We start from the raw sequence: 19,745 nt of genomic DNA on the forward strand, positions 1-19,745 counted from the left end.
GCAGCAAGGACGCTCGCGATGAGGAATGGAATGAGGACCAGCGCCGAAGTTCAGCTTCGCACCGCTCTTCGCACCCTGAGGAGGCCCCTGATCGGCATCAGCGCCATCAGCTGCCTGGGCAACATCCTGATGCTGACCGGCCCCATGTTCATGATGCTGGTCTACAACAAGGTCCTGTCGAGCAAGAGCCTTCCCACGCTGGCGGCGCTCACCCTGCTGGCCCTTCTGCTCTACGGCTTCTACGGCCTGCTGGAGGGGCTTCGCGGCAAGCTCATGGCCCGGGTCGGCATCACGTTCGATCACCAGTTGGCGCCGACGCTCTTCGAGGCGACGCTGAAGCTCCCGCTCCATTTCGGCCCCCATGCCCGCAACCATGATCCGCTTCAGGATCTGGCGGCCATCCGGAACTACCTGATGGGCCCCGGTCCGGTCGCCCTCCTCGATCTGCCCTGGATGCCGATCTATTTCGCCATCCTGTTGATCGTGAACCCGATCCTGTTTCTTGCCGCCGCGGGCGGCGCCCTGTTCCTCGTCATTCTCAGCCTCATCAATGAGTGGACCACCAAAGGCACGATCAAGGTTGCAACCCAGGCGCATTCGGCAACCATGACCCTGCTTCTGGATGCGAGGCGCAATTCCGAAGCGGCCGCGGCCATGAGCATGGGAGACGATCTCTGCAAGCGCTGGGGCAGCGGCTACGTGAACTCGATCTCGCACGCCCGCGATCTCGCCGATCACGCCAGCGTCTTCGGCGCGATTTCCAAGACGGTCCGCCACGTGCTGCAATCGGCGATGCTCGCCCTGGGGGCCTATCTGGTCATCGAAGGGCTGATGTCGCCCGGCGCCATGATCGCGACCTCGGTCATCCTCGCCCGCGCGCTCGCGCCGATCGATCAGGTCATCGGCAACTGGCGCAGCACATCGACCGCCTGGCAGGCTCTTCGACGCCTGCGGGCGCTCACCGCCAAGCTTCCCAAAGCGGCCCAGCAGCAGCATGGCATGCCGCGCCCGCGCCACGCTTTGTCAGTGCGCGACATCGCCATCGTGCCTCCTGGGGGAGCCGTCGCGACCGTGTCCGGCGTGTCGTTCGAGATCGAGGCCGGCGACGCCCTCGGGATCATCGGGCCGAGCGGCTGCGGCAAGTCCACCCTCGTCCGGGCGCTGGTCGGCGCATGGCCGACGGCCCGTGGCGAGGTGCGCTTCGACAATGCCCTGATCGGCCAGTATTCGCCGGACGCCCTCGCCGATGCGATCGGGCACCTGCCCCAGAGCATCGAGCTGTTCGACGGAACGATTGCCGAGAACATCGCGCGCTTTCGCAAGGATGCGACCTCCGAACAGGTGATCGAGGCTGCCCGGATGGCGGGCGTGCACGACATGATCCTTGCCTTCCCCATGGGATACGACACGCCGGTCGGCGAAGGCGGCACCACGTTGTCCGGCGGCCAGCGCCAGCGCATCGGTCTCGCCCGCGCCCTGTTCGGAAACCCGTTCCTGGTGGTCCTCGACGAGCCCAACTCGAACCTCGACCCGCTCGGCGAGCAATCGCTGAACGATGCCATTCAACAGATGCGCCAGGCCGGAAAGATCGTCGTCATCGTGGCGCATCGCCCGAGCGCCATCTTCGCGGCCAACAAGATCCTGTCCGTCCGCGGCGGCCGCGCCGAGATGTTCGGCCCGAAGGAACAGGTGCTCGCCGCCCTGTTCCCGCGCATCGGGCAGCCGCACAAGCCGTCGCCGGCGACGAACGTGCAACCCGCCACGCCCCAGGCTGCGCCCGCGCCGCTCCCGCAGGCGGGACCGGAGGCGGCTCCCGCGGGAGCGCCGAACCATCCTGACAATGCCGCCACGGCGACCGTCACCAATCTGGATGCCACCCGGGCGCAGCGAGCCAACAGCCTTTGAGCCGACACCCTTCATGGGCCGTCGGCACGACCCGGAAACTGTGACCTGGGCCACAGCTCCCGTGCAGGCGGCGTGCCACCCTGATGCGGTAGCCTGCAACCCGATCGACCAGTCGCCTGCAGCGACGGCGCCTACACAGCGGAGCGCACCATGACCGAGTTCGAAGACGATCTCGCCGCCAATTCATCTTCCATGCGCCGGCTGATGCGCTGGTTCATCCTGAGTTCGGTCATCGTGTTCTTCGGAATCGGGGGCTGGTCGGTCGCCGCCAGGGTCGACAGCGCCGTCGTCACCGCGGGGACCTTCGCGGTACAGTCGAGCGCCCAGGCCGTTCAGCACCTGGAAGGCGGAGTCATCGGCGCCATCCTGGTCAAGGATGGCGACCTCGTGAAGGAGGGGCAGGTCCTCGTCCGCCTGGACGCCGCCAAGGTCACGGCGGACGCAACCATCCTGGAACGCAAGTTGATCGACCTCACCGCCCAGAAGGCTCGCCTCGAGGCCGAGAGCCTGGATCGGACGACGATCACCAGATCCGAAAGCCCGTTTTCGTCCGGCTCCATGGCGAGCGCCCTGAGGGCGGCTTTCGCCGCCGAGGAAAGCCTGATGAACGAGCGGCGCTTCACGCGACTGAACCAGCTCTCGCAGCAGCAGGAGCGGAAGGTTCAGGTCGAACGCCAGATCGACGGCTTCAACGAACGATACAAGGCCCAGAAGGAAGAGCTCGCCCAGGTGATGGCCGAGCTTGCCGACCAACGGATGCTCGACAGCAAGGGGCTGATCCGGCGCCCGGTGCTGCGCCAGACCGAGCGTGAGGTCAGCCGCCTGAAAGGCGAGATGGGCGATCTCGATGCCCGCGTCGCAGGCGCTCACTCCCAGCTCACGGAGATCGAGTTCAAGATCGCCGAGCTGACCCGGACTGCCCGCTCCGAGGTCCTGAAACAGCTCCAGGCCGTCACGGCCGGTCTCGCGGAGACGGAAGAGCAACTCGCCGCCGCGCACGACCGGCTTCAGCGCCTCGATATCCGGGCGCCGCGGACGGGGCTGGTCCACGAGCTCGCGGTCCACACGATCGGCGGCATCGTCGGTCCGGGCCAGAAGCTCATGTCGATCATCCCGAACGACGAACCGCTGATCGTGAACGCGAGGATCCGCCCCGACGAGGTGGAGCAGGTTCATGTCGATCAGCAGGCGAGCATCCGCATCAGCGCCTTCAAGCTGCCGACGCCGCTGGAACTGGAAGGGTGGGTCACCAACGTGTCCCCGGATCAGGTCGTCAGCAGCCAGTCGGGCCAGGGCTACTTCACCGTCAAGATCGCAATCGCCCCGGGTGAGCGGAACAAGCTGGCAGGAAAGGAGCTCACGCCCGGCCTACCGGCGGAGGTCCTGATCCGCGGCGACGCGCGGCGCATCATCACCTACCTGACGCAGCCACTGACGGACCGGCTTGCCGTTACCTTCCGCGAGTGAGGAAGAGGCCTGCGCCGGATCAACGGAGCAGGCCTCGGCGACCACTACCCAGTTCGCACCCTCGTCACCGGCAACCGAAGCCATATAAAATGATCCTGACAGGACGCTGGATCTTCGGGATGGCGAGAGGCGACCATGAACAGGGCTGACCGCGGCGCCTCCCGCCAGAGACGCTCCGCGCGGCGGCAGGAGGTGAAGCTGGTCAACCTGGCGCTCCAGGGCGGCGGCGCTCATGGAGCCTTCGCCTGGGGCGTGCTCGACCGCCTGCTGGAAGAGGATGGCATCGCCTTCGAGGGGATCAGCGCCACGAGCGCGGGAGCGGTGAACGCCGTCGTCTGCGCCCATGGGCTTGCCGCGGGAGGACGCGAGGGAGCCCGTCAGGCGCTGCGAGAGTTCTGGCAGCAGATCGCGCGCAGCGCCTGCCTCAGCCCGGTCCAACCATCGCTTCTCGACCGCCTCACCGGGAACCATGCCCTGGAGACCTCGCCGGCCTTCTTCCTGTTTCACATGCTGACGCAGGTGGTCTCGCCCTACGAACTCAATCCGTTCAACTACAACCCTCTCCACGATGTGCTCAAACGGATGGTCGATTTCGAGCGTCTGCGCCGTTCTCCCCGGGTCAAACTGTTTCTCTCCGCGACCAATGTCCGCTCGGGAAAAATCCGGGTTTTCGAGAACCAGGAGATGAGCGCCGATGTGGTGCTCGCATCGGCCTGCCTGCCGTTCCTCTTCCATGCCGTGGAAATCGACGGAGAGCATTATTGGGACGGGGGCTACATGGGAAACCCCGCCCTCTTCCCGCTGATCTATCGCTGCGAACACTCCGATATCGTGGTGGTTCACATCAACCCCATCAGCCGGCCCGACGTGCCGAGGACGGCAGCGGACATCCTCAACCGGATCAATGAGATCAGCTTCAACTCGTCCCTGATGCGGGAGGTGCGTGCCGTCGAGTTCCTGAACAGGCTCGTCGAGGAAGGACGCGCGCCAACGCCCGACATCAGGCAGGTGCGCCTGCATGCCATCGAAGCCGACGACGTCATGCAGCACCTCGGAGCCGCCTCGAAGCTGAATGCCGACTGGGCTTTCCTGACCGAGCTCCACGCCATCGGCCGCAGCCGGGCGGACGCATGGCTGCGGGAGGATTTCCCGAAGGTCGGGCTGCGATCCTCCATCGATATTCAGGGCCGATATCTTTGAGGGTAGATGAGATAACACGACCAAGCCGCACCGAAATTTGTGACCGCGTGCACAGAAGAGGCGGACGAAAAAGCCCAGTCTGATCCCATGAGCAGATCAGGCCCATGGGAGTTCCATCCGGTCTGACCGCCACCATCCCGTGCGGGAGGTTGCAATGGGAAGACGGATGTGGATCGTTCTGGCCTGGCTCCTGTCGGCGATGAGTTCCGTCAGTGCCGGTCCGCATCTCTTCCGAGGCAACGACGCTCCGCCCCTCCCGGGCTGGGTGGAGTTCTGCCATCGAACCCCGGAGGAATGCACGATCGACCTGCGGCAGCCGGACATGATCCCGTTGACCGAGGGCCTTTCCGCCCTGCTCTCATCCGTGAATGTCTCGATCAACCATTCCTTGCTCCCGGTGACCGATCAGGACCATTGGGACACCGTCGACCTGTGGAGCTACCCGACCGACGGAATGGGCGACTGCGAGGATTATCAGCTCCTCAAGCGCAAGATGCTCGTCGAGGCGGGCCTGCCGCGTCGGGCGCTTCGCATGACCGTCGTGCTCGATGAGAACGGCGAAGGCCATGCGGTCCTGACGGTCCGCACCGATCGCGGCGATCTCATCCTGGACAACATGACGGACGACATTCGGGAGTGGTTCCAGACGAACTATCGATATATCAAGCGGGAAAGCGCCGAAGCGACGGGATGGGTCTACCTGACCCTGGAGCCGGCCGGCGCATCGCTCACGGCATCGTCAGGACCATAGCGCATCGGATGGATCCCAAAAGTGCAAGTCCACTTTTGGGTCCGATGCTCTGGCCATAGCCTTCACTCGGCCCCGTTGTCGCGCTCGGCGGCTTCCTGCTCCAGGCGCGACACGTCGACGATTCTCACACGGGCCCGCCCGAGTTCCACGACCCCGCTCTTGCGCCATTTCTGCAGTTGCCGATTCACGGTTTCCCGGCCCGCGCCGACGAGCACGCTCAGTTCCTCCTGCGTGATGTCGATCTCCTCGCCGAAATCCTCGACGAGCTTCAACAGGCGGCGCGCCAGGCGGGACTTGAGGGACAGGAGGGATGCCTCCTCCAGGCGTTCGCTCGAGAAGCGGAGGCGTTCGCACAACAGCTCGACGATCCTGGTCGTGATGTCCGGCTGCCGCTTGAGAAGATCCTGGAAGTCGCTTCGCCGGATCACGAACAGCTCCACGTTGCCCGAGGCGACCGCATCGGCACTCCTCGGGTGGCCGTCCAACAGGGCGATCTCGCCGAAGATATCGCCAGGCCCGAGGATGTTGAGCGTGAACTGCCGGCCCGCATCCGTCGTGGTCGTAATGACGATCTGGCCCCGCCTGACCCCGTACAGGGCATCGCCGGGATCGCCTTTGAGAAACAAGGTTTCTCTATCGAGCATCTTCCGGGACGTGCAAAGGGCGGCGATCTGGGCGATTGCATCCGGCCCCAGCGCGGAGAAAAAGGAATTGACGGAGAGCGCCGAAACGAACGGCAAATCCCTCTGGATCTGTTCTCCACCGAGACGCACCGTTGCGCCTCCCTCGAATGGTTCGGCGCCCACCAGCCGAAAGCCAAGCGATTATATAGGAAATAGGGATTGTCTCAATCGCACAGGATACGTTTCTGCCTGAGGAGCCAGCAGAACCGGCATTTCCGGGTCTGCAGAGGAATCGGAGCCTGTCTTCGCTCACCCGCGCACATATCGGACGGTGTCGATGGACGGTTACTGCTTGGCTCCCGTCAGGCCCTGAAGAACCCAGCGCCGCGCGCGCCGCATGGTGGAGAGTTTCGGGCGTTTCATCACTGCCTCCTGGTGCCGAATTGACGAGGATGAATGACGATGGCGGGCTCAGCCTTGCGAATGGCGGGCCGCACCGGGACGGAAACGATCAATGGCTGGTCGGTCAGCCTGTCCAGGACGATGAGAACCATGACGACCTCCTGATGTGTCTCCGATGATGACCGAAGCGGGAACGCTCTTCCGTGACGGTGGTCACAGAAGCCGAAGCTCTAGACGGCGGGAGAAACCTGCAGGCGTGTCTGCCGGGTGATGTCGAGCATCTCCTTGCCGGACAGCACGACGGGCCGCGGCGCGCGGCCGTTCACGGCGATCGCGTCGACCACGAACAGGAGAGCAAGGACACACAGGATGCGGCGGGACATGATCGGCCTCCATGTGAGATCGACCCTGCCACCGGACGCTCCGGGCGACCGTGATGGTGAGCACAGAAGCCGGATCGGGCCCGTGCGAGATTGGGCTATCGAGATGGAGGTCCCAATGTTCTATCTGTACTTTCACTGCGCAGGCCCCGGCGAGATCCTGATCGACCGCGACGGAGCGGAGGTTCTCGATCTGATCGAGGCGCGGGACCGGGCCGTCACCCTGGCGAAGATGCTGGTCGAGCAGGCCTATGGCACACGCGACTTCACCGATTGGCACGTTTACGTGAGCGACGAGGAAGACGACGAGATCATGCTGATCCCGTTCTCCGCCGTCATGCCGACGATTCATTAGTACATCGAACGCAAAAGCGAGATCCGGTTTGCGTGCAAGGATGGGAGGGAAAACTCGGGGCATCGTGCAGAAAGGCACCCTCCACCGTCATGGTCGCACTTGTTGCGGCCATCCACGCCTTTGCCACGGTACCGTTCGTAAGACTGGACAGCCGAGGCAAGCCCGGCCATGACGTGGAGAGGATGGAAGTGGAGTGATCATTTCCCTCGCCCTGAGCTCTCATCCTGAGGAGCCGCTGCTAGCGGCGTCCCAAGGTCCCGGACGATGTCCGGGCACGAGGGCGCCTCCAGTGCTCTCTGGACGATCCTTCGAGACGGTGCTTCGCACCTCCTCAGGATGAAGTTGGAGCTTTACGAACCAGCCTCTGCCGGCATTAGAGATGTCGCCCCGCTGCCGGGACAGTCACCCTCCACGGATTCACCTCAAACTTTGGAAATTTGGGAAAAGCGGGCAAGCCAATCGGCCTGTTCCGCCAGATGCCGCCAACGGCGTGCTGCTGAGCGCAATTCCGCGCGCATGTCCGCCCGCTGGCGCCTGTCGTCCGCAAGACGATCCGCCCGGGCGGCCTTCTCTCGATAATGCTGATTGAGTTTCATGGGTCTCTCGCGTCACGCGTGGTCCGGCACCCGGACCGCTGCTCTCGAAGCGTTGCCGTCAGGTCCTGGCGGAGCCTTTCGGCTTGTCGGGAACTGAAATCGTCACCTGCTGGCCGGATCGGGGATCAAGAATGGTGAGTGTCATCACGGGCTCCTTCAGTTGAGCCCATCATGGCTGAGCGCCGGCCCACGTTCCGTGACGGGCATCACACAATTCCCGGTGTGACGCGGCGCACAGATCGGTTGGAATATCTCGGTTAGTTTGTGAGCGTTCCTCCCTGTCAACTCAGCGCCTCGATCATCGATCGGGCGCTTTTCTTTTGGCGGCATCGCCCCTGAATTCCCCTCTGTGACCAACCCCACATCGGCGCGCATCCGCCCGGTTTAGTGTCGAAGGGTGCGAAACACGTCTCAGAGGAGAATGACCATGACGAAGATCCATCGTGTCCGGCCTGGTGCCGCACTGTTCCTCATCCTATCGGTCGGATATGGCGCAACGACCGCCCAAGCGTGCGACTCCTGGGGCACGGCACGCCCCGGCGGCCCGTGGGGCAGGCCTGCGCCTGTGGTGCGCGACCATCGAAGCCCTTACGGCTCCGCTCCCGGGGGCGTGATCGTCACCAGCACGTCGGGCGGTCCGATCGTGCGGGACCATCGCTCGCCCCCGGTCGTGCGCGATCATCGCCGGTAGTGCCTGCCTCTAGAGCATCGTGCAAAAAAGTGGACCCGGTTTTTTGCTCAAGACGATGCTCTCATCCAAAACAAAGCATCGGAGACCTGGCGCATCGTGCGGCCCAATCGGCCTGCACGATGCGCCAGGTCTCCTTCAGCCTCAAGAAACAATCACCGGCCAGCTTGAACTGTGATGGCCGCCACAGTCCTCGGAAGTGTCTTGGACTACAACGATGACATTCTTGATTGGAGAGCATCCCATGAAACAGAACCGGAAGTCGTTCGTGTTCATCCGCAAGAGCGATTGCAAGGCGGTCTTCGATTCGATCTATCTCCGCGAAGCCGTGTTCCGCAAAGCCGTGACGGCTTCCGAGGTCAAAGCGGGACTCCTGCCGAGGCGCAACGATTAAGAGTTCGTGACCCGTCGCGGACAAGCAGGACCTGACCCGTCAGGTCCTTTCTCGCCATTCTCCCTGTCGTTCATTGAACCGAACAAGACGTTGTTGCAGCCACCGTCGACCATTCCTTGCCGAGCCTGCGCAAAAGAATCGGGCATGAATTCGAATTCATGCCCGATTCTTCGCGTTCTTCCGCATCTTTTCACGCTGAACCGGCGCCCGCTTCTGCGCTCGGTCATCTAGCTCACCCGCCGCCAGTATCCTTCGATCGGAATGGCGACGGCACAACGCTCGTCGGTCGAGAACCGTGGGTAATCGTCTCCTTGCGTCCAGCCGCCGTTACCGCCCGGAATGAAGTGCAAGTAGACGAAAACGATATGAGAGATAACCCACATGCCAGCCTCCTGATCTGCACTGACGGTATCCCGGATAGGCGACGCGCTCTGAGACGGAAGTCACAGAACGCCGCCTGTTGCTTGTCACGTGGGATGGGGTGGACAGGTCCCTTGGATCGTGCGACCGAATTTCCATACGTCTCTGCTCGAAGAGCAACCCGGCCGCCTCTCACGGAAAGGTCGGGGCAAAGGGAAAATCTCTGCCATGATCGTCCTCTCCGACACGGACATCCGTTCGCTCCTGCCGATGAGCGAGGCCATCGAGATCGTCGAGAAAGCGATGATCGCGGTCTCCGAGGGCGCCGCCAACCTGCCGCTGCGCTCGGCCATGGATGTCGGCGGGCCCAACAAGATGGGCGTCATGCCGGGCGCGCTGATGCCCGGCAACGGCCGGATCGACGCGTGCTTCGGCGTGAAGCTGGTGAGCCTGTTCCCCGGCAATCCCGATGCGGGATATTCCTCGCACCAGGGCGCGATCGTCCTCTTCGAGCCGGAGCACGGTTCCGCCATCGCCATGATGAATGCCGGCCTCCTGACAGCCATCCGCACGGCCGCCGCCAGCGCGGTGGCGACCCGGGCACTGGCTCGGCCGGATTGCAGCATCCTCGCCATGGTCGGCGCCGGCGAACAGGCGGAACAGCACCTCGAGGCCATGCTCTGCGTGCGTCCGTCGATCCGGGAGATGCGGGTGGCCGGGCGTCGGCGCGAGAAGGCGGAGGCCTTCGCGTCTCATGCGGCAGAGCGCCATCCGGGTCTCGCCGTCAGAGTCTTCGATGACGTTCGCTCCGCCGTCGGGGGCTCCGATCTCATCTGTACGGTCACATCCTCGGACGAGCCGGTGCTGATGGGCGAGTGGGTGGCGACGGGCGCCCATCTCAACGTGGTCGGCGCCTCGATCCCGTCGAAGCGCGAGATCGACGAGGATACGGTGGCGCGATCAAAGCTCTACGTGGACTATCGCCCCTCGACCTTCGCCCAGGCCGGCGAGGTCATCCGCGCCATCGAAAGCGGCCGCATCGAACGCGAGCACGTTCTGGCCGAAATCGGCGAGGTTCTGGCGGGAACAGCCAAGGGGCGGGTGGCCGCCGACGACATCACGCTCTACCGCTCGCTGGGCATCGCCGCGCAGGATCTCGCCTGCGCCAGCCATTGCCTGCGCGAGGCGAAGGCGCGCGGCCTGGGCGTCGAAGCATCGCTGGACTGACCTGACGACGTCCTACCGCTGGCGGTCCCAGACCAGGGCCGCCAGTGGCATGACGTGGTTGCGTCGCAAGGTGATGATCAGGACGCCGCAGAGCGCGATCCCGGTCCCGGCCGCCATCCGCAGGTCGAAGTGATCCCCGGTGACGAGCAGCCCGAGGGCCACGGTCATGAGCGGGTTCATGATCGTCAGCGGGGCGATCAGATTGGCGGGGTATTTGCCGATGAGCCCGTAATAGATGGTGTGCGCCACCAGGGACACGATGAGGGCCGAGAACAGCAGCGCCGCCAGGAACGCCCAGCCGGCCTCCGTGGCCTTGGGGAATTGATCGGTCTCGAGACCGGCGGAGAGGAAGGTCAGCGGCAGCACGGAGGCGAGGCCGATCCAGGCCTGGAACCGCAGCGGCTTCACGCCCTCCATCTGCTTCATCATCACGGCCGCCAGCGAGCCTGCCGCCGCGGAGCCCAGAATGAGGGCAAGCCCGCCGGAAATGGGAAGGCCACCGGCGGGATCCCACATCACGAGCACGCCACCGATGAATGTCAGCGCGATGCCCAGGCCTCGACGCCAGTAGACCTTCTCTCCCAGGATCGCGACCGACAGGAGGGTCGTGATCGGCAGGCCGAGCTGCCCGACGATGGCGGCGCTCGACGGACTGGCCGTCCGGATGCCGAGGAAGAAGAGAGCGAAGCCGCCTCCCCCCATGAGGAAGCCCACCAGCAGGATGCGCCATGTCGGTCGCGGCATGGGCAGGAGCCACGGCAGCGCCAGCATGGCCACGATGCCATAGCGGATGGCCGCGTAGAACAAGGGAGGGATCGCCATGTCGGAAACGACGATCTTGCTCACCACCGTATGGGCTGCCCACAGGAGGCAGACCAGAATCATCAGGGAGAAATCACGCAGGGCCATGGTATTGGATAACCCGCCCGCCATTCGAGCCACAAATGCCGCGTACGTGGGGCTGGCATGCTCTCAGGAGCTGGGAATGTTCACGCGACAGCAAGGATTGCTTGTCCTTAGCTGCTTCAGTGGTCTTGGAAGGAGATGCACCTCTTCCGTCATCACCGGCCTTGTGCCGGTGATCTCGATCCGAAAAGCGCGGCGTTTCACAGCATCGGGATGGCCGGGACAAGCCCGGCCATGACGTCGAGGGTGTCATCCTGACCAATGCCACCGGTAATGACAGTGGGCCGTCCAACGTCGTCTCAGGCGACATGATCCCAGATGTCGTCCTGCGGCTCGTAGCCGATCAGGCGGCGGGTGGTCTCGATATCCCACGCCATGCTCCGGTTCCGCGACATCCCGTTGACGACGATGCCGGGCTGCGGCCAAGCTTTCGCATCCGCGAGAAGCGCCCGCTCGATCACAGCCGCGAAATCCCGGTTAGAGAGCCACATGTTGCGGAACCAGGCGAGGTCTCGCTCCGTATCCGGGCCGGCGCTCGCTTCCTCTCCGGGCAGGCCCGACGTATTGATCGTCTCCGGCCTGTTCTCGCCCGGCTGGCACCAGCCGATCCGGACACAGACGGCGCTCAAGGCGCCGTTCGAGCGATGGGCCTCGGCAAGGCACGCGCGCTCGCCCATCAGCTTGGACGCCGCATAGGCGAAGCCCTGGATCGTCTCCCGGCCGTTGAACCAGCGCGTCCCCGGCCCCGGCGGCAAAGACGTCGTCAAGGCACCGGGCGACAGGGTGTCTGCCAGGGGCGGGTCCTTGTATTGGCCCATCACATGGTTGGACGAGGCGAACACGATTCGCTGCAATCCGGCCTGGCCGGCCGCCGCCAGGAGGGCGAGGGTCATGTCGAAGGACGCGCAGGCATCGCTCCAGGGCGCATCCGGATAGGGGTTCTGAGCGGCGAAATGCACGGCGGCGTCGACGCCTGCCAAGGCCGCGTGCCACTGCACATCGGACGGATCCGTGAGATTGCCCGCGACCCATCGCACCCGATCAGCCGCGCCGTCCGCCTGCGGCGGGGTGCGGTCGAGCGCGACGATCCGCTCGCACCAATCCTGCGCCAGGAGGTGAGCAATCAGCTTCCGGCCGAGATTGCCTCCGGCGCCTGTGACGAGGACGGAACGGATCGGTTGCAAGGAAGGCATGATCGGACTGACGCTCCACGATGATGAGTTGGAGTCAGTATTGCGCCACGGACACGGGCTGTCACCCAAGCGGCGCGTTCCAGAGCATCGTGCGGACCCGGAGGGCCGCGTTAGCGAAAAGTGGATCCGGTTTTCCGCATCCAACGATGCTCCAGTCATGACAAAAGCATCGGAATTGATCCCAAAAGTGCAAGTCCACTTTTGGCTCCGATGCTGTAGACATGGAAAAGCCCAGGCTCCGGGGCGAACGGACGGGATGCCTTCGCATCTCCGCCTCGCACACTACGGGCCTGGGCTGATAGGGTCCAGACGGGCGCCGGCATCGTCAGGCAAGCGCAGGAACGGACCATGCCGGAGTACATCCGTCCTGGCACGGTCCCATCGACGCTGGCGGTGACGCCCGCCGCTGTCGAAGTCCACAACAATGTCCGCTGGGTCAGCCTGATATGGGGATCGGATTCCCGTCCGCAAGGGGTGCGGCCCATTCTTGTTGCGGTGGCACGTCCGACTCGAGAATCCGCCGCTTGGCCCGCTCGGTCGCCTCCCCGGCGCACTTTTCCAGATGGGCCGTCTTGTTGATCACCTGGAGATTGGGAGCGCCCCAGAAGGCGAGCAGTTCGGGCCAGGATCGCGTGCGATGCTCGGCCCAGACGGCGAAGAGCGGGACGCGGTGGTCCACCTCGGCCGTTTTGAGCAGGCGGCGCCCCGTCGCGGCGCATCGCCTCTGCTGGCGCAGCTTGAGCATCTTCAGATGATCGGGCGGCGCGGTCCAGAACTGCCACGCCACCACGCAGGCGGCATGCCAGGTGGCGTTCCTGTTCGGCTTGCCGTCGTCCCAGAGATCGCAATGCCAGCCGAGCCGATAGACGGGCTGTCCGCAGACGCAGCAATGCCCCGGTCCACGAGCGAAAGCTGCTTCCCGGTAGGGCGCAGGCGGAACGCGGAAGGATGTGGCAAGGCCGGTATCCTTGTCGGATCCGAGCCGCCACTGCCATCCCGCCGGCTGGCCGCTCCGGGCGGCGAGCGCCCGCGCCAGCCGGTCGGCCATCAGCGGGCGGTGCCGCCAGTAGGATTCCACGGCACGGCGCTGGGTCGGCGGGGTCAAGGGCTGCCGGAGCGCGTGCGCCAGAACGCAGCCCGGAAACAGCGCGGAGAGTCGCTTCTCGAGCCGGGCGCGCGCCTTCTGGTTCTTCTCGTCTCGCCAGGTGGACATCCGATCAGCCGTGCGCCCCATGTGAATCGCGATCCGTTTTTAACGCATGGTCGTTAACGGAAAAACCGGGTGCACTTTTTTCGATGGTGCAGCTAGGCTCTAGGCTCGAAGGCGAAACGATAAAAGTCCCTGGGAGAGACGCCGATGAAAGCCCTGCGATGCGATGAGCCCGGTCGCTTGAGCGTGATCCAGCGGGATGTTCCGCGGGCCGGTCCGGGCGAGGTGCTGGTGCGTATCCGGCGCGTCGGGATCTGCGGGACCGATTATCACATCTTCCACGGCAACCAGCCCTATCTTGAATACCCGCGGGTGATCGGCCACGAACTCGCGGGCGAGGTTGTGGAGGCGCCGGGCGGCAGCTCGCTCAAGAGCGGCGACATCGTCTGCATCGAGCCCTATCTCTGGTGCGGCACCTGTCGCGCCTGCCGGCAGGGGAAGACGAATTGCTGCCAGAACCTGCAGGTCCTCGGGGTGCACCGCGACGGCGGAGCCTGCGAGTACATCGCCGTGCCGGAGCGCAACGTGGTGCGGGCAACCGGCCTGAGCCTGGACGAGGCGGCCATGGTCGAGTTCCTGGCCATCGGCGCGCATGGGGTTTGGCGCTCCGGCGCGAACGCGGCGAGCCGCGTCGCCGTGGTGGGGGCCGGGCCGATCGGCATCTCGGCGGCGATCTTCGCGAAGGTGCGCGGCGCTCAGGTGTCCGTCCTCGACATGAATGCCGGACGGCTCGCCTTCTGCCGGGACAAGATCGGCGTCGATCATGTCTTCGAGGTCTCTCCCGACATCGACGACCGCCTCAAGACCGCCACCGGTGGCGACTTCTTCGACATCGTCATCGACGCGACCGGCAGCCCCAAGGCGATGATGAAGGGCTTTTCCTATGTCGGCCACGGCGGCACCTACGTTCTCCTGTCCATCGTGCGCGCCGACATCACGTTCAACGATCCGGAATTCCACAAACGAGAGACGTCGCTGCTCGGCAGCCGCAATGCCACGCGGCAGGATTTCGAGACCGTGCTCGACGTGATGCGCGGCGGTGGAGTGCCGACGGCCGCGCTGGCAAGCCATCATGGCAGCCTCGACGATGCCCCGGAGCTCATTCCGCGATGGTCGGCGCCTGAGGCAGGCGTCATCAAGGCGTTGGTCGAGGTCTAGCGCATTGTGCGGAAAAGTGGCCCCGGTTTTCCGCAGCAAACGATGCGCTTTTCCAAGAGTGGAGCATCGGATGGATCCCAAAAGCGGTGTCCACTTTTGGGTCCGATGCTCTAGCTTCTCGTCTCACGCATTTCCTTGACAACCTGTCGCGACAGGCAGAGCCTCGATCCGGCGGCGGATGGCTTTCCTGTCCGCTCACGTTTGCGTCCGCCACATCACCCTTTTCGGGAGGTCGCGATGCAGTCATTCATCCCCCGGGTCACAATTTGCGCTTCGGCCGTTCTGTTCGTCCTGGCTCCGGCTCTTGCGCAGCAGCCCCAGCACGTCATGGTCAACCCGTCCGACATCAACTGGACGGCCGCGCCTCCGTCGCTGCCCAAAGGAGCGCAGATGGCGCTCCTTTACGGAGATCCGACAAAAGACGGCGTGTTCGTGATGCGGCTGAAGTTCCCGGCCAACTACAGGATTCCGCCGCACACCCATTCGACCGATGAGGTCGTGACCGTCGTCAGCGGTGAGGTCAAGTTCGGTATGGGCGCCACCTTCGACCCCGCGAAGACGAAGGCGATCGCGGCCGGCGGCATCGTCGCCATGCCGCCGGGCACGCAGCATTTCGTGCAGAACGATCAGGAAACGGTTGTGCAGCTGAGTTCCCGTGGTCCCTGGACGATCGCCTATGTGAATCCCGCGGACGATCCGCGCAAGTCGCAATAGGCGCTACAGCAGCGGACCCAAAAGTGGATCCACTTTTGGGTCCGCTGCTTTTTCTCTTGGCTGGAGCATCGTTCTTTGCGGAAAACCGGGTCCACTTTTCCGCACGATGCTCTAACGCGGATCACTTGAAAATCCGGCACTTCGGCGGATCAAACTCGAAGGGGAATTTGCCCTCAGCGGCAAAGAAGTCGTCGAAGGCCTGCTTCACGCCGGGCCAGTGCGGATAATCGTCGCCGATGAGCACGCCGCCCTGGCGGATCATCGGCCACCACTCGCGCAGATCGGCCGTGACCGCGTGCACGTCGTGGCCGCCATCGATATGAACCACATCCGGCTGCACATCGTTGTGCCGCAGCACATGCGCCGCGTTCACCGAGTCGAGCGGCAGGGGCAGGACATAATCCTGCAGCCCCTCTCCGACGATGTTGGCCGCGAAGGTGTGGTAAAGCGCGGGAAAGCCGTTGATGAAGTTGAGGTGCGCGAACCACTCGTCGTTGTTCCAGTGATCCCAGGCGCCCAGCCAGGTGTCGACGGCGATCACGACACCGTCATGGTTCATCTCCCTCATCTTCGAGGCCAGCGAGATGACGGAGCCGCCCTTCCAGACGCCGACCTCGACGACCACCGATGGCCGCAGCCCCTCGATCGCCTCCGTGAGATAGGAATGGCTTGAGCCCCAGCCCTGATGATCCTGCCGGTACAACCGTTCGGGAAAATTCAGGAGGGGGTCCCGGCCACGCCACATCCTGCTCACCAGCTTGTCGCGGACTTTCGTCATCGTGACCCTTTCTCTGATCCGTGCATGAACGTGTCGGCTGCCTTCCCGCCTGAATAACCGCCCTCCTGCCGATAAGGTTCGCAAGCCTCGTCGCGCGGGCCATTTGCCCGGTTCTTTGGGATGCTCAATTGCTAAGCAATTTGCTGATCGATTAGGCGGAGAGCGCATAGCAAGAGAACACTTACCTTTGTGACATGCAATCAATGCATGATACGCATTCGCTCAAGCGGTCTTTTTGCAGCGCACAAGACGGGCCATATTGCTAGACGAAAGTATAAGACAGGCCGAGCCGAACCAGGACCATTCCGATGAGCACGTTGCAGATCAGCGCCCCGATTTCCACCCAACCCCTTACCCCCGCGCGGCGTGCCGGGCCGGTGCTGCGCATCCTTCGTGTCGTGGTCGATGCCATGGGCGAGACCAATCGCCGGCGGGCCGAGCGTGAAATCGCCAGGATGGCCCAGCGCTACGGCACCGTGACCGCCCCGCCTCGCGCCTGACGCTCGAACGAAATCGCCCATTCAGGAGACCACCATGATCATCGTCAGCATCCTCCACCTCTTCCGCAGCATCCTGTCCGACGCCCGTCGGATGCAGCGCGAGGCGGTGCGCCGCTATCCGAACCTCGGTTGGTAATCCCCAACCGGATTTCCCTCTCTCAAGGAGACACCAACATGATCACATCCATGATCCTCGCCCGCCTCGCCTCCTGGCGCCGCTACCGGCAGACCTTCCGCGAGCTCGAAGCGCTCAATGACCGGGAGCTCGCCGATCTCGGCATCGGCCGTCGCGACATCCGCGCTATCGCCCGCCAAGCCTCCCAGTAAAGTCACGCCGCAGAAGCGCTTTCCAGGTCGCCTATGCCGCCTGCGCGACGCCTTGGCACAGGAATCCGACCGGCCGCGGCGCTCCGTCGAGGTAATAGGACTCGATGCGCTGGATGGTGAATCCGGCCTCGTCGAGCAGCTTCTGGACGGGACGGGTCAGGTTGCACCCCACTGCAAGCCTGCGCCAGATCGGGTTGAGCCGATGCTGCCACGCGGCGACGCCCGCGTCGCTCGACAGGCCATGCTCCAGGAACAGCACGCGCCCTTTCGGCTTCAGAACGCGGCGCACCTCGCGCAGGGCCTGCGCCGGATCCGCCACCGAGCACAGGGTGTAGGTGATCACCGCCGTGTCGATGACCGCATCCGCCAGCGGCAAAGCCTCTGCCGGCGCCTGGATGATCTCCAGGGGGACGGGTGAGTGCCGGCGGCGCTCGCGGCCTAGGTCCAGAAACTCCGCGATGGGATCGACACCGATCACGCGCGTGACGCGCGCCGGGTCATAGAGCGGCAGGTTCAGGCCCGGTCCGATCCCGATCTCCAGCACCGTGCCGGTCGCCTGTGGAACGACCTTCTCACGCTCGGCCGCGATGCCTTCCATCGCGCACAGGCAACTGACGAAGCGCGGGCCGATGTGACGTGCATAGAACCCCATCGCGAGGCCCTCCCGTTTGAGATTGGAAATGATGCTCCCTTTCCGACCATACCCCGCGTGGTCGCGGCGAACTGTGAGCCAGCGCACGCCGCCTCGGGATTCGATGCGCATTCGCTCGAAAGTCGCGCTTCCGATTATCCTTAATTTAACCAAGCCGCCGTTACATTGGACCTCGTGAAAGTATTGCTTCACGCATGAAGGCTTCAACCGTTACGGCCTTGTATTCGGGCCCCTGGCGAGAAACAGGCACGTCATGCGCGATCAAGTTGTTGCGTAGAGTTCGCCATGTTGCACAGTTCCTATCGGTCAGGCGTCCGTGTCCCGCGCAAGAAGCGGCGCAATCATTTTCCAACGGCGCTTCTCGTGGCGATCTCGATGAGCCCCCTCGCGTACTTCGTCGATTTCCAGCATCGGAGCGATGAGCCTCGCGGCGAACAGGCGAGCAGCGTGGTCGCTCCTGCGCCCAAGCAGGTCGCAGCCGTGACAGTCTACGACCCGACGCTGGTCGCCCCCACGCTTGCCATGACGGCCGACGCTCTTCACTTCGCAAGCAATGCTCCGCTGCAATCGGGGTTCAAAGCGCCTCCGTCTCAGCAGCGGGCGCTCGTTGCGCCGGCTGCGTCTGCGATTCCTGCCCCAGCCGCCGAGCCCCAACCCGCGCCTGTTCTTGCGATGATGGAAGCGACGCAACCGGTTCCTGCGCTGGCGCCCCTGCCGGTGCCGCGCCCTGCGGACCTGATGTCTCCCCGGGTCGCGGCGCCGGCCCAGGTGGCAAGCGCAGCACCGCCGCGTGCGCCGATGATTCAAAGGTCTGAGGCCGCCGTCGGTGCACCGGCCGACAACCGCTCCTTCATCGAAAAGTTCTTCGGCATCAAGCCCGCCACTCCGCCCGAGGCGGCGCTCAGCTATGCCTCCCTCGACAACGGCACCGGCAGCATTTCCCCGACCTCGCGCTTCGTTCCTTCGCCCGGAACCGGAAGCGGCGGGACCGCCGTCTACGACATCACCGCCCAGGTGGTCATCATGCCGAACGGCGAAAGGCTGGAGGCGCATTCGGGCCTCGGCGACATGATGGACAATCCGCGCCACGTGAACGTGCGGATGAAAGGCGCGACACCGCCCGGAACCTATGTGGTCAGCGAACGCGAAGCGCTCTTCCACGGCGTGCGTGCCCTTCGTCTCACGCCGGTCGGCGGCAGCGCCGCCATCTACGGTCGCGACGGGATTCTCGCCCACACCTACATGCTGGGCCCGCGCGGAGACTCGAATGGCTGCGTGTCGTTCAGGAATTACGACCGCTTCCTCCAGGCCTACCTGCGAGGCGAGGTGAAGCGCCTCGTCGTTACCGCCGGCAGCGGTCAGGATCTCCTCCCCCGTACGGCCCGACGCTCCGACCGCGCTATCTGACCCGGAGCGCAGCGGAGGAGAAGGGAAGCCATGCTCAGCGCATGATCGTCGATCCCTTCCGTCGATCCCTTCCCTCGGTTCGCTCAGCCTGAGGATGCCCCTCTGCCGTCCTCATAACCGCTACGTTATGGTGCCCTCCGCGTCATGACCGTCCCTTCTCCGTCATGGCCGTCCCCTGACTTGATCCGGCGATCAGTCCCGGCCATCCACATCTCTCCTGCCACCCTCTCTTCTCATCCTGAGAGGCTGGTCCACAACGCACTGACCTCATCCTGAGGAGCAGCGCAGCTGCGTCTCGAAGGATCGTCCAGAGTGCGCTGGAGGCGCTCTCGTCCTTCGAGACGCCATCTCCGGCGGCCCTCAGAAAGAGGGCTTGGGGCAAGGGGATGAGCGCTCCGCTTGCAACCTCTCCACGTCATGGCCGGGCTTGTATTGATGGATTTGGCTTAGAGTGCTTGTCCGGAGGGGCTGTGAGGCTCCTCCGGACGGACAGGAGGCCGCTTTTTCGGGCAGGCTGTTGGAAGCCGAGGTCAAGCGCGGCCCTGTTTGTTC

23 protein-coding genes are annotated in these 19,745 nt (G+C 64.3%); 13 read left to right on the forward strand and 10 right to left on the reverse strand.

Annotated elements, in window-relative coordinates:
* Positions 1-30: 30 nt before the first annotated feature.
* The 4 genes from AB4097_RS04925 (at position 31) to AB4097_RS04940 (ending at position 5,323) form a co-directional block, all read left to right on the forward strand.
* Positions 31-1,905 carry a type I secretion system permease/ATPase gene (locus AB4097_RS04925; protein WP_442037487.1) on the forward strand — a complete coding sequence of 625 codons (1,875 nt, stop codon included), beginning with the start codon at positions 31-33 and terminating at the stop codon, positions 1,903-1,905.
* Between the two features lie 150 nt (positions 1,906-2,055).
* Positions 2,056-3,372, forward strand: a complete 1,317-nt coding sequence (locus AB4097_RS04930; protein WP_442037488.1) for an HlyD family type I secretion periplasmic adaptor subunit — start codon at positions 2,056-2,058, stop codon at positions 3,370-3,372.
* Between the two features lie 135 nt (positions 3,373-3,507).
* The gene (locus tag AB4097_RS04935) at positions 3,508-4,572 is read left to right on the forward strand and encodes a patatin-like phospholipase family protein (RefSeq protein WP_442037489.1); all 1,065 of its coding nucleotides are present in this window, start codon (positions 3,508-3,510) and stop codon (positions 4,570-4,572) included.
* 154 nt (positions 4,573-4,726) lie between these two features.
* Positions 4,727-5,323, forward strand: coding sequence for a transglutaminase-like cysteine peptidase (locus AB4097_RS04940; protein WP_442037490.1), 597 nt, complete (start codon positions 4,727-4,729; stop codon positions 5,321-5,323).
* 62 nt (positions 5,324-5,385) lie between these two features.
* Here the strand turns inward: AB4097_RS04940 and AB4097_RS04945 are convergent, their stop codons facing one another.
* The 3 genes from AB4097_RS04945 to AB4097_RS04955 all read right to left on the reverse strand — a co-directional run bounded on the left by AB4097_RS04945 (position 5,386) and on the right by AB4097_RS04955 (position 6,731).
* On the reverse strand, positions 5,386-5,949 hold the full coding sequence (locus tag AB4097_RS04945; protein WP_442037491.1) for a Crp/Fnr family transcriptional regulator: 564 nt from the start codon (positions 5,947-5,949) through the stop codon (positions 5,386-5,388).
* 419 nt (positions 5,950-6,368) lie between these two features.
* Positions 6,369-6,500, reverse strand: a complete 132-nt coding sequence (locus AB4097_RS04950; RefSeq protein WP_442037492.1) for a hypothetical protein — start codon at positions 6,498-6,500, stop codon at positions 6,369-6,371.
* Positions 6,501-6,578: 78 nt separating this feature from the next.
* Positions 6,579-6,731: a hypothetical protein gene (locus AB4097_RS04955; protein WP_442037493.1), complete on the reverse strand. Its 153-nt coding sequence runs from the start codon at positions 6,729-6,731 to the stop codon at positions 6,579-6,581.
* Between the two features lie 115 nt (positions 6,732-6,846).
* On the opposite strand from AB4097_RS04955, the gene AB4097_RS04960 reads away from it, so the two are divergent.
* Positions 6,847-7,083, forward strand: coding sequence for a DUF6894 family protein (locus tag AB4097_RS04960; RefSeq protein WP_442037494.1), 237 nt, complete (start codon positions 6,847-6,849; stop codon positions 7,081-7,083).
* Between the two features lie 422 nt (positions 7,084-7,505).
* Here the strand turns inward: AB4097_RS04960 and AB4097_RS04965 are convergent, their stop codons facing one another.
* On the reverse strand, positions 7,506-7,679 hold the full coding sequence (locus tag AB4097_RS04965; RefSeq protein WP_442037495.1) for a hypothetical protein: 174 nt from the start codon (positions 7,677-7,679) through the stop codon (positions 7,506-7,508).
* A 427-nt stretch (positions 7,680-8,106) separates the two neighbouring features.
* On the opposite strand from AB4097_RS04965, the gene AB4097_RS04970 reads away from it, so the two are divergent.
* Both AB4097_RS04970 and AB4097_RS04975 read left to right on the forward strand, forming a co-directional pair.
* A complete protein-coding gene (locus tag AB4097_RS04970) occupies positions 8,107-8,370 on the forward strand; it encodes a hypothetical protein (protein WP_442037496.1) in 264 nt (87 codons plus the stop codon).
* Positions 8,371-8,611: 241 nt separating this feature from the next.
* Positions 8,612-8,761, forward strand: a complete 150-nt coding sequence (locus AB4097_RS04975; protein ID WP_442037497.1) for a hypothetical protein — start codon at positions 8,612-8,614, stop codon at positions 8,759-8,761.
* A 227-nt stretch (positions 8,762-8,988) separates the two neighbouring features.
* On the opposite strand, the gene AB4097_RS04980 is transcribed toward AB4097_RS04975, so the two are convergent.
* Positions 8,989-9,144, reverse strand: coding sequence for a hypothetical protein (locus tag AB4097_RS04980; RefSeq protein ID WP_442037498.1), 156 nt, complete (start codon positions 9,142-9,144; stop codon positions 8,989-8,991).
* A 205-nt stretch (positions 9,145-9,349) separates the two neighbouring features.
* On the opposite strand from AB4097_RS04980, the gene AB4097_RS04985 reads away from it, so the two are divergent.
* Entirely contained in the window at positions 9,350-10,348 is a 999-nt protein-coding gene (locus tag AB4097_RS04985; protein ID WP_442037499.1) for an ornithine cyclodeaminase family protein, read from the forward strand.
* 12 nt (positions 10,349-10,360) lie between these two features.
* Here the strand turns inward: AB4097_RS04985 and AB4097_RS04990 are convergent, their stop codons facing one another.
* The 3 genes from AB4097_RS04990 to AB4097_RS05000 form a co-directional block, all read right to left on the reverse strand.
* Positions 10,361-11,257 carry a DMT family transporter gene (locus AB4097_RS04990; RefSeq protein WP_442037500.1) on the reverse strand — a complete coding sequence of 299 codons (897 nt, stop codon included), beginning with the start codon at positions 11,255-11,257 and terminating at the stop codon, positions 10,361-10,363.
* A 296-nt stretch (positions 11,258-11,553) separates the two neighbouring features.
* The gene (locus tag AB4097_RS04995) at positions 11,554-12,447 is read right to left on the reverse strand and encodes an NAD-dependent epimerase/dehydratase family protein (protein WP_442037501.1); all 894 of its coding nucleotides are present in this window, start codon (positions 12,445-12,447) and stop codon (positions 11,554-11,556) included.
* Between the two features lie 436 nt (positions 12,448-12,883).
* Entirely contained in the window at positions 12,884-13,660 is a 777-nt protein-coding gene (locus tag AB4097_RS05000) for a hypothetical protein (protein WP_442037502.1), read from the reverse strand.
* A gap of 144 nt (positions 13,661-13,804) precedes the next feature.
* Here AB4097_RS05000 and AB4097_RS05005 point away from each other — a divergent pair, with 144 nt between their 5' ends.
* Entirely contained in the window at positions 13,805-14,815 is a 1,011-nt protein-coding gene (locus AB4097_RS05005) for a zinc-binding alcohol dehydrogenase family protein (RefSeq protein ID WP_442037503.1), read from the forward strand.
* A 237-nt stretch (positions 14,816-15,052) separates the two neighbouring features.
* On the forward strand, positions 15,053-15,529 hold the full coding sequence (locus AB4097_RS05010; RefSeq protein WP_442037504.1) for a cupin domain-containing protein: 477 nt from the start codon (positions 15,053-15,055) through the stop codon (positions 15,527-15,529).
* Between the two features lie 121 nt (positions 15,530-15,650).
* Here the strand turns inward: AB4097_RS05010 and AB4097_RS05015 are convergent, their stop codons facing one another.
* Positions 15,651-16,307 (reverse strand): class I SAM-dependent methyltransferase, encoded by a 657-nt coding sequence (locus tag AB4097_RS05015; RefSeq protein WP_442037505.1) that lies wholly within the window; start codon positions 16,305-16,307, stop codon positions 15,651-15,653.
* 377 nt (positions 16,308-16,684) lie between these two features.
* Here AB4097_RS05015 and AB4097_RS05020 point away from each other — a divergent pair, with 377 nt between their 5' ends.
* Entirely contained in the window at positions 16,685-16,807 is a 123-nt protein-coding gene (locus tag AB4097_RS05020; RefSeq protein ID WP_442037506.1) for a hypothetical protein, read from the forward strand.
* Positions 16,808-16,993: 186 nt separating this feature from the next.
* A complete protein-coding gene (locus AB4097_RS05025; RefSeq protein WP_442037514.1) occupies positions 16,994-17,134 on the forward strand; it encodes a DUF1127 domain-containing protein in 141 nt (46 codons plus the stop codon).
* A gap of 31 nt (positions 17,135-17,165) precedes the next feature.
* Here AB4097_RS05025 and AB4097_RS05030 read toward each other — a convergent pair whose 3' ends face one another.
* Positions 17,166-17,786: a class I SAM-dependent methyltransferase gene (locus AB4097_RS05030; RefSeq protein WP_442037507.1), complete on the reverse strand. Its 621-nt coding sequence runs from the start codon at positions 17,784-17,786 to the stop codon at positions 17,166-17,168.
* A 285-nt stretch (positions 17,787-18,071) separates the two neighbouring features.
* Between AB4097_RS05030 and AB4097_RS05035 the strand changes: the two genes are divergently transcribed.
* Positions 18,072-19,193 carry a DUF2778 domain-containing protein gene (locus tag AB4097_RS05035; protein WP_442037508.1) on the forward strand — a complete coding sequence of 374 codons (1,122 nt, stop codon included), beginning with the start codon at positions 18,072-18,074 and terminating at the stop codon, positions 19,191-19,193.
* The last annotated feature ends 552 nt before the right edge of the window (positions 19,194-19,745 follow it).

It is taken from the genome of Microvirga sp. 2MCAF35 (assembly GCF_052115545.1).
Classification (GTDB): Bacteria; Pseudomonadota; Alphaproteobacteria; order Rhizobiales; family Beijerinckiaceae; genus Microvirga.

What these genes read in the sequence shown, in the direction of transcription:
- AB4097_RS04925 (WP_442037487.1), top strand. Translation starts at nt 31, where the DNA reads ATGAGGACCAGCGCCGAAGTTCAGCTTCGCACCGCTCTTCGCACCCTG.
- AB4097_RS04930 (WP_442037488.1), top strand. Translation starts at nt 2,056, where the DNA reads ATGACCGAGTTCGAAGACGATCTCGCCGCCAATTCATCTTCCATGCGC.
- AB4097_RS04935 (WP_442037489.1), top strand. Translation starts at nt 3,508, where the DNA reads ATGAACAGGGCTGACCGCGGCGCCTCCCGCCAGAGACGCTCCGCGCGG.
- AB4097_RS04940 (WP_442037490.1), top strand. Translation starts at nt 4,727, where the DNA reads ATGGGAAGACGGATGTGGATCGTTCTGGCCTGGCTCCTGTCGGCGATG.
- AB4097_RS04950 (WP_442037492.1), bottom strand. Translation starts at nt 6,500, where the DNA reads ATGGTTCTCATCGTCCTGGACAGGCTGACCGACCAGCCATTGATCGTT.
- AB4097_RS04955 (WP_442037493.1), bottom strand. Translation starts at nt 6,731, where the DNA reads ATGTCCCGCCGCATCCTGTGTGTCCTTGCTCTCCTGTTCGTGGTCGAC.
- AB4097_RS04960 (WP_442037494.1), top strand. Translation starts at nt 6,847, where the DNA reads ATGTTCTATCTGTACTTTCACTGCGCAGGCCCCGGCGAGATCCTGATC.
- AB4097_RS04965 (WP_442037495.1), bottom strand. Translation starts at nt 7,679, where the DNA reads ATGAAACTCAATCAGCATTATCGAGAGAAGGCCGCCCGGGCGGATCGT.
- AB4097_RS04970 (WP_442037496.1), top strand. Translation starts at nt 8,107, where the DNA reads ATGACGAAGATCCATCGTGTCCGGCCTGGTGCCGCACTGTTCCTCATC.
- AB4097_RS04975 (WP_442037497.1), top strand. Translation starts at nt 8,612, where the DNA reads ATGAAACAGAACCGGAAGTCGTTCGTGTTCATCCGCAAGAGCGATTGC.
- AB4097_RS04980 (WP_442037498.1), bottom strand. Translation starts at nt 9,144, where the DNA reads ATGTGGGTTATCTCTCATATCGTTTTCGTCTACTTGCACTTCATTCCG.
- AB4097_RS04985 (WP_442037499.1), top strand. Translation starts at nt 9,350, where the DNA reads ATGATCGTCCTCTCCGACACGGACATCCGTTCGCTCCTGCCGATGAGC.
- AB4097_RS04990 (WP_442037500.1), bottom strand. Translation starts at nt 11,257, where the DNA reads ATGGCCCTGCGTGATTTCTCCCTGATGATTCTGGTCTGCCTCCTGTGG.
- AB4097_RS04995 (WP_442037501.1), bottom strand. Translation starts at nt 12,447, where the DNA reads ATGCCTTCCTTGCAACCGATCCGTTCCGTCCTCGTCACAGGCGCCGGA.
- AB4097_RS05000 (WP_442037502.1), bottom strand. Translation starts at nt 13,660, where the DNA reads ATGTCCACCTGGCGAGACGAGAAGAACCAGAAGGCGCGCGCCCGGCTC.
- AB4097_RS05005 (WP_442037503.1), top strand. Translation starts at nt 13,805, where the DNA reads ATGAAAGCCCTGCGATGCGATGAGCCCGGTCGCTTGAGCGTGATCCAG.
- AB4097_RS05010 (WP_442037504.1), top strand. Translation starts at nt 15,053, where the DNA reads ATGCAGTCATTCATCCCCCGGGTCACAATTTGCGCTTCGGCCGTTCTG.
- AB4097_RS05015 (WP_442037505.1), bottom strand. Translation starts at nt 16,307, where the DNA reads ATGACGAAAGTCCGCGACAAGCTGGTGAGCAGGATGTGGCGTGGCCGG.
- AB4097_RS05025 (WP_442037514.1), top strand. Translation starts at nt 16,994, where the DNA reads ATGATCCTCGCCCGCCTCGCCTCCTGGCGCCGCTACCGGCAGACCTTC.
- AB4097_RS05030 (WP_442037507.1), bottom strand. Translation starts at nt 17,786, where the DNA reads ATGGGGTTCTATGCACGTCACATCGGCCCGCGCTTCGTCAGTTGCCTG.
- AB4097_RS05035 (WP_442037508.1), top strand. Translation starts at nt 18,072, where the DNA reads ATGTTGCACAGTTCCTATCGGTCAGGCGTCCGTGTCCCGCGCAAGAAG.